Raw genomic sequence first — 15252 nt, 5'->3', positions numbered from 1 at the left:
CCTTTTTGGTTATGGGCATGGAAAGCCCCTGCTAAATCTGATCAGCAAGGCGCAGTTGTGGTCAGGATGCGGTCTCACGGATTCGCTCGATCATGGCGCGCAACCCGTTGGACCTTTGGGCCGAAAGATGATCATGAAGCCCAAGGCGTCCGAGTTCAGCGCGGGCATCAACTGTTGCGACATCGGCCATTGGCAAACCGTCATAAAGCTTGTGCAACAACGCGATAAGACCTTGTACGATCATTGCATCGCTCTCGCCCTGAAAATGGAAAACACCCTCGTGTGGCGTGATATGGAGCCAAACCTGGCTGGCGCATCCATCAACCTTGGTCGCCGGCACTTTGAGAGCATCCTCGAGCGGTGGGAGCGCTTTGCCCATATCGATCACCATCCGGTAGCGATCTTCCCAATCATCGAGAAATTCAAAATCCTCGACCACCTCTTCAAATGCTGCCTGCGCCATGCCGGTCTCCTCTTTTGCAATGCACCTAATCCCGCCTAAGCCAAAGGTCCAGCCCTTGGCGCTTTTCAAGCAATGCGATATGAGATAACCCAAGGGATAAGCAGGTATAGGGCAGAGATAAAATGAACAAACCGCTTGGTGTTCTCGTTCTTTCGGCGCTGGTTTTGACCAGTTGCGGCTCAATTGGTGGGTCACGTTTGAATCCGTTCAATTGGTTCGGCAATAGCAGTTCGGAACCTATTGCCGCATCCGAAGACGTGAACCCGCTGATTCCAAAGCGTCGCGCATCTGTCTTCTTTAAGGAGAAAGACACAAGCTATCGCGGCACTGAGATTGGCGAAGTCACTGAATTGCTGGTCGAACGGCGCCCCGGCGGTGCCATCATTCGCGCAACAGCTGTGGCAGACCGACAGGATTTCTTTGACGTCAAACTCATCCCTGTCATTGAGGAAACCAATGACTCCACCCTGACCTTTGCATTCAAAGCCCTGCAGAGCCGCGGCGACATTGGCACCAGCGCCTCTCGGACTGTGACCGCAGCCATGTGGGTCACGGATAATCAGCTTGCGGGTATTCGTGAAATCCGGGTCAAAGGAGATCGCAACGTGCGAACAACACGACGCTAAGCCGCCGCACGTTACGGAACCTTGATAACCACAACTTGCTTGCCCTTTGTTGCCAGTGCAATTTCACCATTGCACAGGCGCAGGGCATCGTCGCCAAACACTTCTTTGCGCCATCCCCGCATCGCGGCAACATCGCGCTCACCCGACGCAATCAGATCCAAGTCTGATGTTGGTGCAATGAGTTTGGATGCCACACCAAAGTTTTCGGTCTTGGCCTTGAGCAACACACGCAGCAAGTCGGCCAAAGCCGGATTGACCTGAAGCTTGTCTTTTTCTCGGCTGACCGTGGGCAAATTGGATTGCGGACAATCCAAACCTGCTTTGATCGCGGCCAGAATTCCCTCGGCAATGTCACCCTTGCGCGCTTCGCGCAGCAAAAGCCGCGAGCGGCTCAAGTCTTGCATATTGGCAGGTTTGGTCGAAGCAAGTTCAACCAAGGCATCATCTTTGAAAACCCGGTTTCGTGGCACATTGCGTGACTGCGCATGCGTTTCACGGAACTCGGCCAGCGCGCGAACAACAGCTAGAAACCGCGCCGAGTTAGAGCGCGTTTTGACCCGTTTCCACGCATCCTGTGGACGGGTGATATAGGTTTCCGGGTCCATCAAAATAGTGATTTCTTCTCCAACCCAACGGGCCCGGCCGGTTTCCTCAAGCTTGCCAGCCAGAAACTCGTAAATCTGGCGCAAATGCGTGACATCACCAACCGCATAGGTTTTTTGCGCGTCCGTCAAAGGGCGCCGTGACCAATCAGTAAAACGCGAACTCTTGTCGAGCTGCTGTTTGGTGATCCGCTTGACCAAGGTTTCATATCCAACCTGTTCGCCAAAGCCACAAACCATGGCCGCAACTTGGGTGTCGAACAAAGGTTTTGGAATAACGCCATGATCAATAAAGAAAATCTCAAGGTCTTGTCGCGCGGCATGAAACACTTTGACAATGCTTTCGTCGCGAAACATTTCCAAAATCGGTTCAAGCGACAATCCATCCACCAAGGGATCTACCAACACCGCATCATCCGGGTTTGTCCCTGGCAGCGCCAGTTGGATCAAACACAGCTTTGAATAATACGTCCGTTCACGCAGGAACTCTGTGTCCACAGTGACATAGGCTTTGCCTTTGGCGCGATCGCAAAAGGCCGTGAGATCTTCGGTGGTGGTAATGGTCTGCATTCGCAGCCTTTTCTTTGTTGTTCTTATCTGAGCAAAGCCCAATTTTCTCTAGGTAACCCGGCTTACGACGAAAACACAACCGTAACAGCGCCAACACTAGGAATTATGGCAGTAAAATCGGCGTTTTGTCACCGATTGCAAACCGCCGCAGCACCATTGGATAAAGCTTGTGCTCCTGCACCAAGACCCGCGACGCAAGCGTATCGGCTGTGTCGTTTGGCTCAATCTCAACGCGGGCCTGTCCGAGGATCGGGCCGTCATCCAACTCAGCGGTCACTTCATGAACGCTGCAACCGGCTTCAGAATCGCCGGCCTCAAGCGCCCGTGCATGGGTGTGCAACCCTCGGTATTTGGGTAGAATAGACGGATGTATATTGAGCATCCGCCCTTGGTAATGCCCGACAAAAACAGGTGTCAAAATCCGCATAAACCCAGCAAGGGCCAGAATATCAGGTTCATAGGGGTCGATCGCTGAAATCAACGCCTTTTCAAACCCTTCCCGGTCGCCCTTAAAGTCACGATGATCCACGACAGCCGTCGCAATCCCCATTTTTTTCGCCTTGCTCAACCCGCCTGCATCAGGACGGTTGGACAACACCAAAACCGGGCGGGCTGGATGGTCCCCGATCATGTCTTCGGCCAGACGGACCATATTTGATCCGCCGCCCGAAATCAGGATCGCAACCCGTTTCATGCAAGGGTTCCAGTATAGGAAACACCCTCGGACCCAGTCACATGACCCAAGCGAGACACCGTTTCGCCGGTATCTTTGAGAAGTGTTTCAAGCGTATCTGCCTGATCTGGGGATACCACAATGATCATGCCAATACCGCAGTTGAAGGTTTTCAACATTTCGGATGTTTCGATACCGCCGGTGGCTTGCATCCATTTGAAAACACCGGGTAATTGCCAAGAGTCCAGATCGATGTCGGCGCCCATGCCTTCGGGCAGAACCCGTGGCAAATTTTCTGTCAAGCCGCCGCCAGTGATATGGGCCAGCGCATGCACGCCCCCTGCCCGGATCGCTGCGAGGCATTGTTTCACATACAGCCGGGTCGGCGTTAGCAAAGCCGCCCCCAACGAGCCGTCATCCCATGGGCAATCCGCATCCCAGCCAAGACCGGACAGGTCGACCAATTTACGCACCAATGAATAGCCGTTGGAGTGAACCCCGTCCGAGCCAAGACCCAGCAACACGTCCCCTTCGGAAACGCCAGCAGGCAACGTGGCACCGCGCTCCATCGCGCCAACCGAGAAACCCGCGAGATCAAAATCACCTTCGGGATACATGCCCGGCATCTCAGCTGTTTCACCGCCAATCAGCGCACAGTTGGACCGCACACAGCCTTCGGCGATCCCTTCAACAACCCGTGCCGCGGTGTCGGTGTCGAGCTTGCCCGTTGCAAAATAATCGAGGAAAAACAGCGGCTCGGCACCCTGGCAAACAAGATCGTTAACGCACATCGCCACAAGATCAATGCCGACACCATCCACATGGCCTGTGTCAATTGCGATGCGCAGCTTGGTACCAACCCCGTCCGTGGCCCCAACAAGGATAGGATCCTGATAACCCGCATCCTTGAGATCAAACAGAGCGCCAAAGCCGCCCAACCCGCTCATGACACCAGAACGATTGGTGCGTTTCGCCGCAGGTTTGATCCGCTCAACGAGGGCATTGCCCGCGTCAATATCGACCCCAGCCTGGGCATATGTCAGCCCGTTTTTGCCATCGCTCATCGCCAGACACCTTTTTGGAAAACTGTTGCGCCGCGCATAACGTATAGGAGCCGTGGCTGCAACCACGCGCAAAGCCTATTGACGCGCGCGGTCTGTCTGGTAGTGAAAGCTCTACGGTGGGCCTGTAGCTCAATTGGTTAGAGCAGGGTGCTCATAACGCCTTGGTTGGGGGTTCAAGTCCCTCCGGGCCTACCAACACTCGATAAAACAAGTCCCTGCATGTTCGGGTTCAATGTGTTTGCTTGATGTTTGCCAAAGGGTTGCGACCAGCACGCCAGCTGAAATCGCATTTTGCGACGTGCGTCCTTTACTCTCTCTCCCCGCCAACAGGTTCACGCTTAAGTCGTTGCACAGGGATTCTTGAAACCCCTCCCGCAAAAGCGCATCTAGAGCAGACAAGAGCAATCGCGTTACGTTGACATATGCGCCACCTTGCCGAAATGAGCACTTCGCAAGCATGTAAAACAGTGGCAGAACGGTGGTCCCAGATTTTCGATCAGTTTACAGCCCTGTTAAGATGGATCATGGTTTCATTTCGGCTGCTAATCACATTTGTTCTGCTTTGCTGTCCTATGCCTCGTTTGGGGGCAATATGCCGTGGATCTATTGGGGTCGTTCCGCGTTTTCGTCGGTCAGCCATTTTCTGGTTCCCGCGCGCAGCTCTGAACCGGTTTCGAAGACATTCAGATAGACGCGTTCATACTTCAGCGATCTCCAAAGCTATTCAATCAGGTGGGTGTCGCGCAACGCGTCTTTTCCGTTCGTGCTTATTTTGATCTTTGCGTTCATCAGCACGTCGATCCAAACGCTGCTGGTAAACTGACCACGAGGCATGCTCTTGAGGGGACAAAAAACACTCCACACCAAGCTGGCCAAACTTCGAATGCAGCTTGTCGATGTTGGCGGTATTGACCTGCTCGACCGCTGAACTCTTGCGGGTTTCGGCCGTCGTCATGTTTTCAATTACTGTGCGTTTCTACGTGATGATCTGGGCCGGATGCACTCCGTAATTCTTGGATAGTTCATCCATCGTCATCTCATCACGGATTGCTTAAACCGCAACCTTGGCCTTGAGTTTTGGCGTTGAATCCGGGCGTTGTATTCGCGCGTTGAATTTTGGCGAACGGTTCCTTCGTTTCTTTATTCGGGATCCTTCTTTTCTCATGCGAACTACCTTAACGACTGGTCCAAAATCCCGCGACCACCCCTCCTGTGACTGGCACGAGCGATTGTCACCAGAGCCCGGCATCTCTGACAAGACTTGTTTTGCGCCCCGAGAGAGGGGCGCTTGGTCTCCTTCCAAGGGCTTTGCGTTGGACACTGTTAGCGGATAGCTGGATTCGAACGCGCTATAATGGCACCGCGTACACCGCCCTATTCAGCGTCCAACACAAAACACTTATATTGATCATCCTAAGACAATGGGTTGAACATACGAGACGCAGCTCTCCCCGGACAAAGGGCAAGTGGTCAGCAAAGGGGCCAGACCAATAAAAGCGTGCCCCCGGCGAGACCATTTAACACTGCCCCGATACCAACAAACGCGGTTGCGACAGCGCCCGCCAATCCCCATATTCAGCGCATGATAAAACTTGCCCCACTCCTTTTGATGATGGTCTACGGATACATCATGTTCCGTTTTTCCGCCTGGCGCAGCGCTCGGGAGCTTGAGAGCAAATCGACCCTGCTGTTTGACCCGGCCCTTGCCCCGCTGATTGATCGGCTCGCCGCGGCGATGGAAGTCAAACGGATCAAAGTTCATGTCTACGAAGTCCCGCAAATCAACGGGCTCGCCACCCACGACGGCAGCATCTACATCACCCGAGGTTTCCTGAACCGCCATCAGGCTGGCGAGGTATCGACCCCCGAACTCACATCCGTCATCGCCCATGAAATTGGCCATGTCGCCCTCGGGCATGCCAAATCGCGGATGAATGACTTCTTTGGGCAAAACGCCATGCGCAGTGTGCTCGCTATGGTGCTCAACCGGTTCACATTTGGCTTTGGTGGCATGGTTGCGGGTTGGATCATGAATCTGCGCTCCGCCAGCATGTCACGCGCCGATGAATATGAGGCCGATGAATATGCCGCTGCCTTGTTGACCAAAGCCGGGATTGGCACCGAGCCGCTCAAATCCCTGTTTCAAAAACTTGATAGCTGGAGCGCCGAGGGCGGCCAACCTGTCCCGGCTTGGTTCATGTCGCATCCCAAACCCCAAGAGCGTATCAGCGCCATTGAAAAGCATGAGCAACGCTGGGCCAAGAGCCGTCGCCGGTAATAGGGCCGGTAATAGGGCCGGTAATAGGCAGGTAGGCTTTTTATTGGCGCGCGCGCCGTTTGCTCACCCAGAAATCAGTGGGCCGCTACCAGCTCAAACTCCCCGACAGCCACATCCTCTCCGTTCACCTGCACCACGATGCCGTGGGTGCCAGGGTGTAGCGTGAACGTGCTGGCATTGCCCTTGAGCTTATGCGTTTTGGACAGCGTCGCGGCCTGCCCCGGAGCCAATTTGGCAGTTTTGAGCTTAAAGACTTTCTCAGCCTCGCCCTTGGGCCGCACAAATCGCAACCGATAATCCACCATCACCGGAAGCGCCTCAGGGCTTTGCAAAACCAAGTCAAACACGACCGCCTCGCCAATCACAACCTGCGGCGTCTTGATCACCAATTGCGCGGTGACGTCACCGGTGCGATAGCCCAACAAATCCAGCGCCCCCCGCTCCCCGCGCTTTACCGCTGTGCGCAAAGAATGGCGGGTGATCCAATCCATTTCCTTGGCCTCTTGTTGCCCGGTCTCTGACCAGGCGCGCAACCGTGCCACCACCTCATCCGGGACCACCTTGCTTAGATCGTTCATGTGATTGGCCAGCGAGCGTGTCACATATCGGGTTGGATCGCCGTAGAGCCGATCCAAATACCGCAACGGAACCTCTGGCGCGATCTCGATATTGCGCGCCCAAGGCAAACGCGGCCGCGTCCCTTCGGACACCAGACGCCGCACATGATAATTGTCATCCCCGCACCAAAGATCGAGCCGCTCCAAGGTTTCCTCTGGCCAGCGGTTCAAAAACGGCCGGATATAAAACTCCATCGAAAAGCGTTTGGTGGCATCATATATCAGATCAAGCGCCAATTCCCGATGCTCCTCCAAACCATGGCGCACCGCCAAAATGCCCGGAACCGCGTGAATGAACCGCCCAAAATCATCGTCGCTTTTGCTTGGGTCCAACTCTGGCGGCATAGCAGCGCGCAGCTGGTCGACCATCGCAGGGAAGTCAGCGGGCATTCGGGTTTCGACGCAGGTGGCTATCCAATCCAACCGCTCCAAAAGTCCAAGATCACCAAAACCCGCCAAAACCTCGGCGGCAAACCCATTGCCATCAAACCCGTCAAGCTGGGCGAATTCACGGGCTAGGTCCCCAATACTGTCCTTGTTAAACAACTGGTCAGCAAGGGAAAACCCCGCACCGCCGCCCTGCCCGTCTGGTCCACGTGCCATAGCCGTCCCATACCTTTCAAAACGATGCCCCAAAGGTCTTGCAAGACGTTTGGGGCACCCGGTTACAATGTTGCGTTGGTCGCGCCACCATCCAGCAAGATGTTCTGCCCCACGATGAAACCCGCATGTTGCGAACACAAGAACGCACACATCGCGCCAAATTCCTGCCGCGTCCCATAGCGCCGTGCCGGAATGGTCGCCGCCCGCTGCTCGACCGCTTGATCAAGCGAAATGCCCTGAGCCGTCGCCACCCCCGTATCAAGCGAAACCGCCCGATCCGTTGCATGAATCCCTGGCAGAATGTTGTTCACGATCACACCGTCTGGCGCAACTTGGCGCGCGGTACCAGCCACATAGCCGGTCAACCCGGTGCGCGCCGCATTCGACAACCCAAGCTGTGCGATCGGGGCTTTGACGGATTGCGACGTGATGTTCACCACCCGCCCCCAGCCCTTCGCCGCCATTTTCGGCATGAGCTCTGTCATCAAAGCAATCGGGGTGAGCATATTGGCATCAATCGCCGAAATGAATTCATCACGGCCCCAATCTGACCAAATACCGGGGGGCGGACCACCGGCATTGGTGACCAGAATGTCAACGTCTCCAGCCACATCCAACACCTTGGCACGCCCCTCCTCAGACACGATATCCGCCGCCACTGTTGTCACGCCAACCCCATAGGTATCGCGAATGTCCTGCGCCGTCGCTTCCAGAGCCTCTGCGCCGCGCGCGTTCATCACCAGCTCAACACCAGCTGCCGCCAAAGCCTCCGCACAGCCTCGCCCCAACCCTTTGCTCGATGCGCAAACCAATGCGCGCTTCCCTGCGATACCCAGATCCATGATCTCTCCTTTTCCTTCCGCCCCCTCAGGGCTTCGTTTCGCGCCAGCCGGAAAATGGCCGGATCGCTGGCTATTTGATGACACAATCGGATAGCATACAATGCAGTAAGCAACAGCCGTCTGGGATTCGTTTCCGAAATGTCTAACCGGACTTCCTGTCACGAGGTGTCATGAGCAACAGCCGCAACCAAAGCCCCAACAAAACCCAAAATGAGGGCACCCGGTCCGCACAAACCCTGCATGTTTTTCGTGCAGAGATGATCCGTGTGATCAATGGTGCCAATCTTGGCGACGCCCTGTCCTTTGCTGACGAACTGATCCCCGACGATGTTTACCGGCTGTCGCCTTTGGCGGCCAAGACCCGCATTCGGGTGCAAAACCTCGGCAGTCCACCGTTCCAGATTGCTCCTGACGCCGATATGGGTCTGCCCGGTGCCGACTTGCATCTCGATTGCTGCGTTACCTTCATGTCCATCAGCGGCGAAACCGTCGAATGCCTTGTGCTGGTTGAAACCGACGATGCGGGGAATGTTTCGCAGGTCTATGCCCTGCCTGTCGGCGACATGATCCCGAACTCCGAATATGTTCTGGTCGGTGTCAATCGCGATGCCGCCTTGCAGACATTTGCCCAAACGGCCTGTGTATCCTTCACCGCTGGCACAATGATCACATTGGCCAATGGGGCGCAAAAATCGGTTCAGGATTTGAACGTCGGCGACCGGGTTCTAACCCGCGATGACGGCCCTCAGGAAATCCGCTGGCTCGGCCATCACACCGCCCGCGCCGTTGGGGCCTTTGCGCCGATCCTGATCCGCGAAGGTACATTGAACAACACCCGCGACCTGCTTGTCAGCCCAGACCACCGCCTGTTCATCTACCAGCGCAGCGATGAAATCGGCGTTGGTCGCTCCGAAATTCTGGTCCGCGCCTGTCATCTGATCAACGACACCACAGTACAACAAGTGGTCGGCGGTTTTGTCGACTATTATCAGATGCTCTTTGACAGCCATCAAATCATCTATGCCGAAGGCATCGCTGCCGAAAGCATGCTGGTCGACACCCGAACCCAAGCCGCCCTCCCCGATGAGCTTAACGCCAAGTTAGAAGAACTCATCCCCGGCCATCGCCGCTCCGGCTTTTCCGAGCTTGAAGTCCAGGAAAACCTGCTCTCCCACCCGGATGCGGTTGGCCTTTTGCGTAAATCCTCAACGGGCTAAATCCCTCCGACTGAAACCGGGCAAATAGGTTGACGCGCTTGGGCGTCTATGGTGCTCTCATGCGCGCGTAACGAGTGAGGGCAAAATGGCAAACCCCCAGCATATTGAGTGGTTGAAAGAAGGTGTTGAGGCCTGGAATGCCCGGTGCCAAAGCGATGGTTTTGTGCCGGATTTGTCGCGTGTGAACATCTTTGAAGAGCTCACTAGTATTCACGCCGGCGACCGATCTGCGGTCCCATGTAACTTGTCTGGCATTGACCTGCGTCAGTCAGATTTGAGTTCGAGCCTTTGGGTTAAGGTCATCCTCCACGACGCGGATTTCTCCGGTTCAGCTTTAGGCAATTCAAATTTTCTAAGCGTGGACATCTCCTACGCAAATTTTCACAAGGCGGATTTAACAAATGCGGATTTAAATTATTCAACCGCTCGCCAAACAAATTTCCAAAACGCCAATCTCACTCTCGCTACTCTTGGCACTTGGGATTGGATCGACATAGATTTGCGCGGGGCGATACTCAACGGCACTGTCTTTCCACAAACCTACCTCAATGGCTGGGACGTCCGCGGCACCGACCTCAGCAAAGCCAAGTATCTCGACAAACGCTACTACGAAAGCCTTCTTGGCGACGCCAATACCATCCTTCCATCGCGCCTTCCCATACCTGCCAGCTGGCTAAGCCCAAGCACCGAACCGCCAGACACCGCACTCCCGGCCCTGCCCGCCTCCCCAATCGGTCACACGGTCGGCTCCGATGCCAACACTCTGTCGCTCGATACACCGCAACTTGCCCCTCCAAAACTTGGCGAGATTGATCAGCAAACTCTTGAGGGGCTGTTCGAAGACCTTCATGACGCCGTCGATGATCTGCAAAACTTTGGCAATCTCGACAATCAGGCCCCGATGCTCTCCAAAGGCGTCGAAAGGTTCCTGAAACGCCTGCCAAAATCAATAGACCAATTGGATCAAATCCGCTTTGGCACCGGTGTTCAGGCGCTTTCCCTGCAATTCACCCGTGAAAAGCCCATCCTAGAAGACATCGCCCCCTAAAAACTCGGGCATCTCGAGGCCGCTTTGCTGCGCGCCTCTTTGATCTCTGCCAACCTACCGCTTTGGCAAGAGTTCCGGCAAGCCGAAGCCGCAACCGAGCCGGTCTTCGAAGCCAAACGAGAAGACATCGAAGCGATCTTTGAACATGCGGCGGACGCTCTGGAAAGCGATCCAGACCACTTTGATCCATCCCTTTTCCAACGCATCCGCGAATATTTAGACGACGCCACTATGGTCGGCTATTTGGCGTCCAAAGACCTCCTGCTTGGCATCGCCCACAAAACATTTGTTCTGGCCAGAGACCTTTCCAAAGACACCGTAAGCGAGTCCCGCAAGCTCATCATCAAAGGGATTGCCGGGGCTTTATTGGCGCATTTGGCGGGCCCGTTACTACAACTCGCGGGCATTTTACCGGGCGAATTGACTTGGCTTGCCCAATGGATCACCTATTTGCCCAAACTGCTGTAAACACATCTAAAACCCTCTTTCGAACCTGTGATGGCCCACTGATCATCCCGGTGATCACCTCAACAAACGTCTACCAAATCGGCCTGTTTTAAATGAATGCTGCATTTGGGCTCCGATAAGGACGCCGGTGCTACCGTCCCCCTTTATTTGACCCAATGTTTGACCAATGGACGGATCCACCACATGTTTTCTCTCAAGCCTCTGCTTTGCGCCGCGATAGGCGCTGTTGTTGCCACAACCGCTTCCGCCAATGCTCCGCTGACCCTGCTGACCGAAGAATATCCACCCTATAATTAAACCGAAACCGGTGAAATTCTCGGCACTGCAACCGAGCTTGTCCGTGAAGCGATGGAGGCCGCTGACGTTCCCTATTCTATGGAGGTTCAGCCATGGGCGCGCGCCTTTGCGACGGCGCAAAACACTACCAACACCTGCGTGTTCTCGACCTCTGTCACCGATGCCCGCAAGCACAACTTCAAATAGGTTACGCCTCTGGACAAAAACCATATCGTTTTGGTGGGCCGGAAATCTGATGGCCATGTCATCAACTCGCTCGAGGATGCACGCGCCCTGTCAATTGGCACCTGTCAATTGGCACCTATAACGGTGACGTCGCCGAAGACATTCTCAAGGCAGAAGGCATGAACACCGTCTCCGCCCCCAAGGAGGAATTGAACCCGAAGAAGCTCAAAGCCGGTCGTATTGATCTACGGGTGACCTTCCGCAACCGTCTCGCTCAGGAAAACGACGCCGAGCTCGAGGAGGTCTATGTGGTGCAATCCACCATGACCGGTCTGGCCTGTAACCTTGACGTTGATGATGCCACCATCGCCAATATCCAGACCAGCCTGTATAGCCTGATCGCTGCGGGCCGCGTCGATGAAATCAACGGTCGCAACAACCGGTAGCGTCGCAGACTTCAAAAAATGGCAACCGGACGTTCATCGCCCGACTGCCACATGTCCGCACTCATTGCTAAGCAAAAGGTTTCGATAAAAAGCTACTGCGCCCTGTCTGGTATGATCCAGGCAAAGTCAGACAGGCTGACCCCGACAAAACAAGCATCATCGGGCATCAATGCCGCCAGGAGATCGGGGCAATTGGGGGATGAATACCCGGTCTTGTTTGGCGCGTCTTTTGGCGTATAGCCCGCACGCACATGGCAGTTCCGACAATTGGTGCGGATCGGATGAATGACCCCTTCGATATAGGGGTTCACCGCGATTGGCAGCTCGCCGTCGGGGCCGGGATCATAGGCGTTTGCCTCGGTCAACAGGTACTGGTCCCACGGCCCCTGCGCCTCCATCTCCGGGCGATCCCATGAATAAGGCCCCTCATCTGATCGCGCCGACCACCAAAAGCTTTGCAACGTCCAGGTCGGCACCTCTTTGGTGACGATATGCATCGCGACTTCGACCAAATAATCGCCCGGTTCAAATGGCTCATCATAGAGCCAATAACTGGCCTGAGCCAAAATCGCTTTGTCGGCCTCGGTGAAAATCTCCCAGTCTGCATCCGTCACTTGATGATGATAGAACCGATCCAATCCAACGACTTGCGCCGTGGCCTGTCGCGTCTCCATCGCTGATCCATCATGGTTTTTGATCCCGTATAGGTAGTCAAGAGACACCCATTCCCCAATCGCATCTCCGACCGGGTCAATGGCAACCACCGTGCCCCAGTTTTCATATCCCACATAGTCATTATACATCGGCGAGTAATTGTTATCCCACCAAGGCAACGCCGTCAGCCCACCGCGTTTGACAGGCCAATACATATGTTTTGTCGAGACATAGCGCTCATCCAAATCGATGCTTTCGCCCTTGTCCCAAAGCTGTTGCAGCACCTCTTTTTGATAAAGACCCTCGCCGCGAATCTGGCCAATCCCTTCTGGGGATAGGGATTCTACCGCGATCATTATGTCACCATTGTTGACAAAAAACGCCCCATCCTTGACCGATCCGTCCTTTTTGATGGCTGTCGGATAGCGCGTTTTAACTGCCTCAGGCACTGGATAGGTCGGCCCCTTGGTGTTCACCGGAATATCGGCTCCGCCTTCTCGGGCCACTTGGATATCCTGAATTTGGGGTGACACACGGATCGCAAAAACCTCTTCGCTGTGCTGGCCATCCACGGCAAAGGCCTGCGCCGATGTGGGCCAGCTGAACCAGATCGGCCAAGAATTTGGCTCCCCCGGCTCAAGCGGTTGATTCATACCTGCAAACAGGCGCCACGCATGCGCACGCGACACCCCCATGTCCCCTTCTTTGATACTCTCCCACAAGCGCTCATTTTCCTGAAAATATCCAAAGCGTTCTGGGATAGGTTGAAAGTCAGGGCGCCCGTCTTGGGCGAAAATCGGGCTGGATAAGCACAGTGCGACACTGGTCAGACATCCGGCATAGACAAATCTTGGCATGGAACACTCCAATCAAAAGGTGAATAACGGAACGTGTATTCGACCTTAGGGCGATCCAACCAATTCGCATATACCTTTTACAATTATCCCCGGATCGTTGGCGACGCATTGCCCCCACAGTCAAATCGCGCTATCGGACGCGCATGTTAGACACCGCCACAAACCGCCCCGAGCTCCCGCCCGAGATTGCGCGCCGCCGCACCTTTGCGATCATCTCGCACCCGGATGCCGGTAAAACCACGCTGACCGAAAAGTTCCTCCTCTATGGGGGCGCTATTCAGATGGCGGGTCAGGTCCGTGCCAAGGGCGAAGCGCGGCGCACCCGATCAGACTTTATGCAGATGGAAAAAGACCGCGGCATCTCGGTCTCTGCCTCGGCCATGTCCTTTGATTTCGGCAAGTTCCGGTTCAACCTCGTGGATACACCGGGCCACTCGGATTTCTCCGAAGACACCTATCGCACCCTGACGGCGGTGGACGCGGCCGTCATGGTCGTCGACGGGGCCAAAGGGGTTGAAAGCCAGACCCGCAAACTCTTTGAAGTTTGTCGGTTGCGTGATCTGCCTATCCTGACCTTCTGTAACAAAATGGACCGCGAAGCGCGGGACACGTTTGATATTATTGACGAAATCCAAGAAAACCTGGCAATTGACGTAACACCTGCCAGCTGGCCCATCGGCATGGGCCGCGATTTTCTTGGCTGTTATGATATGCTCAATGATCGTCTGGAATTGATGGACCGTGCCGACCGAAATGTCGTCGCCGAAACCATTCAGATCAATGGGCTCGACGATCCTGAATTGGAAAAACACATCCCCGAAGCGCTGCTGGAACAGCTGCGCGAAGAGGTTGAGATGGCCAAGGAACTCTTGCCAAAACTTGACCCGCAATCTGTTCTCGAAGGGCATATGACCCCGATCTGGTTCGGCTCTGCGATCAACAGTTTCGGTGTCAAAGAGCTGATGGACGGTATTGCCGCCTATGGGCCAGAACCGCAGATCCAATCGGCCAGCCCGCGCACTGTTGCCCCCGAAGAAAAGAAAGTCGCCGGGTTTGTCTTCAAAGTCCAAGCCAATATGGACCCAAAACACCGCGACCGCGTCGCCTTTGTCCGCCTTGCGTCTGGCCATTTCAAACGCGGCATGAAACTCACCCATGTGCGCACTAAAAAACCGATGGCGATTTCCAATCCGGTGCTCTTTCTGGCCGCCGACCGCGAATTGGCTGAAGAGGCCTGGGCCGGCGACATCATCGGCATTCCCAACCACGGTCAGCTGCGGATTGGCGACACCCTGACCGAAGGCGAAGCCATCAGGGTTACCGGCATCCCAAGCTTTGCGCCCGAATTGCTGCAAGGGGTGCGCGCTGGTGATCCGATGAAATCCAAACATCTCGAAAAAGCCTTGATGCAATTTGCCGAAGAAGGCGCCGCCAAGGTCTTCAAACCAATGATCGGCTCCGGCTTTATTGTCGGCGTTGTTGGCGCGCTGCAATTCGAAGTGCTTGGCAGCCGGATTGAGATGGAATATGGCTTACCGGTGCGGTTTGACGCCTCGCAATTCACCAGCGCCCGATGGGTGCATGGTGAACAGGACGCGGTTGATAAATTTGTCAACGCCAACAAACAGCACATCAGCTATGACAACGACGGCGACGTGGTCTACCTCACCCGCTTGCAATGGGACATCGACCGCATCGAACGCGATTACCCTGATGTAACCCTCTCAGCCACCAAGGAAATGATGACATAACCCCAAGCCCT

General features: G+C 55.1%; 16 protein-coding genes and 1 tRNA gene. 8 read left to right on the top strand and 9 right to left on the bottom strand.

The features are described 5' to 3' along the window. Positions 1-61: 61 nt before the first annotated feature. Positions 62-463 (bottom strand): SufE family protein, encoded by a 402-nt coding sequence (locus ACRBB0_RS14600; RefSeq protein WP_431375173.1) that lies wholly within the window; start codon positions 461-463, stop codon positions 62-64. Positions 464-585: 122 nt separating this feature from the next. Here ACRBB0_RS14600 and ACRBB0_RS14595 point away from each other — a divergent pair, with 122 nt between their 5' ends. After that, a complete protein-coding gene (locus ACRBB0_RS14595; protein WP_431375172.1) occupies positions 586-1089 on the top strand; it encodes a hypothetical protein in 504 nt (167 codons plus the stop codon). An 11-nt stretch (positions 1090-1100) separates the two neighbouring features. On the opposite strand, the gene rnd is transcribed toward ACRBB0_RS14595, so the two are convergent. From rnd to purM, 3 genes are all read right to left on the bottom strand, one after another. After that, entirely contained in the window at positions 1101-2261 is a 1161-nt protein-coding gene (gene rnd / locus ACRBB0_RS14590) for a ribonuclease D (protein WP_431375171.1), read from the bottom strand. Between the two features lie 103 nt (positions 2262-2364). Then, on the bottom strand, positions 2365-2955 hold the full coding sequence (gene purN, locus ACRBB0_RS14585; RefSeq protein ID WP_431375170.1) for a phosphoribosylglycinamide formyltransferase: 591 nt from the start codon (positions 2953-2955) through the stop codon (positions 2365-2367). Then, positions 2952-3998, bottom strand: a complete 1047-nt coding sequence (gene purM / locus ACRBB0_RS14580) for a phosphoribosylformylglycinamidine cyclo-ligase (RefSeq protein ID WP_431375169.1) — start codon at positions 3996-3998, stop codon at positions 2952-2954. The genes purN and purM overlap by 4 nt, the downstream gene beginning before the upstream one ends. Before the next feature lie 118 nt (positions 3999-4116). On the opposite strand from purM, the gene ACRBB0_RS14575 reads away from it, so the two are divergent. Next, positions 4117-4193, top strand: a tRNA-Ile gene (locus ACRBB0_RS14575). 529 nt (positions 4194-4722) lie between these two features. Here ACRBB0_RS14575 and ACRBB0_RS14570 read toward each other — a convergent pair. Further along, a complete protein-coding gene (locus ACRBB0_RS14570; protein WP_431375168.1) occupies positions 4723-4953 on the bottom strand; it encodes a hypothetical protein in 231 nt (76 codons plus the stop codon). A 627-nt stretch (positions 4954-5580) separates the two neighbouring features. On the opposite strand from ACRBB0_RS14570, the gene ACRBB0_RS14565 reads away from it, so the two are divergent. Continuing rightward, entirely contained in the window at positions 5581-6276 is a 696-nt protein-coding gene (locus ACRBB0_RS14565; protein ID WP_431375167.1) for a M48 family metallopeptidase, read from the top strand. A 74-nt stretch (positions 6277-6350) separates the two neighbouring features. Here the strand turns inward: ACRBB0_RS14565 and ACRBB0_RS14560 are convergent, their stop codons facing one another. Continuing rightward, positions 6351-7496: a hypothetical protein gene (locus ACRBB0_RS14560; RefSeq protein ID WP_431375166.1), complete on the bottom strand. Its 1146-nt coding sequence runs from the start codon at positions 7494-7496 to the stop codon at positions 6351-6353. A gap of 62 nt (positions 7497-7558) precedes the next feature. After that, complete coding sequence (locus tag ACRBB0_RS14555) at positions 7559-8338, bottom strand: SDR family oxidoreductase (protein WP_431375165.1); 780 nt, start codon at positions 8336-8338, stop codon at positions 7559-7561. Positions 8339-8508: 170 nt separating this feature from the next. Between ACRBB0_RS14555 and ACRBB0_RS14550 the strand changes: the two genes are divergently transcribed. The 3 genes from ACRBB0_RS14550 (at position 8509) to ACRBB0_RS14540 (ending at position 11071) form a co-directional block, all read left to right on the top strand. Further along, positions 8509-9555, top strand: coding sequence for a Hint domain-containing protein (locus ACRBB0_RS14550; protein ID WP_431375164.1), 1047 nt, complete (start codon positions 8509-8511; stop codon positions 9553-9555). 85 nt (positions 9556-9640) lie between these two features. Continuing rightward, on the top strand, positions 9641-10603 hold the full coding sequence (locus ACRBB0_RS14545) for a pentapeptide repeat-containing protein (RefSeq protein ID WP_431375163.1): 963 nt from the start codon (positions 9641-9643) through the stop codon (positions 10601-10603). Positions 10604-10627: 24 nt separating this feature from the next. Further along, positions 10628-11071: a hypothetical protein gene (locus ACRBB0_RS14540; RefSeq protein ID WP_431375162.1), complete on the top strand. Its 444-nt coding sequence runs from the start codon at positions 10628-10630 to the stop codon at positions 11069-11071. 54 nt (positions 11072-11125) lie between these two features. On the opposite strand, the gene ACRBB0_RS14535 is transcribed toward ACRBB0_RS14540, so the two are convergent. Continuing rightward, on the bottom strand, positions 11126-11611 hold the full coding sequence (locus ACRBB0_RS14535; protein ID WP_431375161.1) for a hypothetical protein: 486 nt from the start codon (positions 11609-11611) through the stop codon (positions 11126-11128). A gap of 101 nt (positions 11612-11712) precedes the next feature. Between ACRBB0_RS14535 and ACRBB0_RS14530 the strand changes: the two genes are divergently transcribed. After that, positions 11713-11979 carry a hypothetical protein gene (locus ACRBB0_RS14530; protein WP_431375160.1) on the top strand — a complete coding sequence of 89 codons (267 nt, stop codon included), beginning with the start codon at positions 11713-11715 and terminating at the stop codon, positions 11977-11979. A gap of 92 nt (positions 11980-12071) precedes the next feature. On the opposite strand, the gene ACRBB0_RS14525 is transcribed toward ACRBB0_RS14530, so the two are convergent. Continuing rightward, positions 12072-13490, bottom strand: a complete 1419-nt coding sequence (locus ACRBB0_RS14525; RefSeq protein ID WP_431375159.1) for a hypothetical protein — start codon at positions 13488-13490, stop codon at positions 12072-12074. 143 nt (positions 13491-13633) lie between these two features. Between ACRBB0_RS14525 and ACRBB0_RS14520 the strand changes: the two genes are divergently transcribed. Then, entirely contained in the window at positions 13634-15241 is a 1608-nt protein-coding gene (locus tag ACRBB0_RS14520) for a peptide chain release factor 3 (RefSeq protein WP_431375158.1), read from the top strand. Positions 15242-15252 lie beyond the last annotated feature (11 nt).

This window comes from Pelagimonas sp., assembly GCF_050633425.1.
GTDB lineage: Bacteria > Pseudomonadota > Alphaproteobacteria > Rhodobacterales > Rhodobacteraceae > Pelagimonas.
This window is presented reverse-complemented; position numbering and strand designations above follow the sequence as displayed.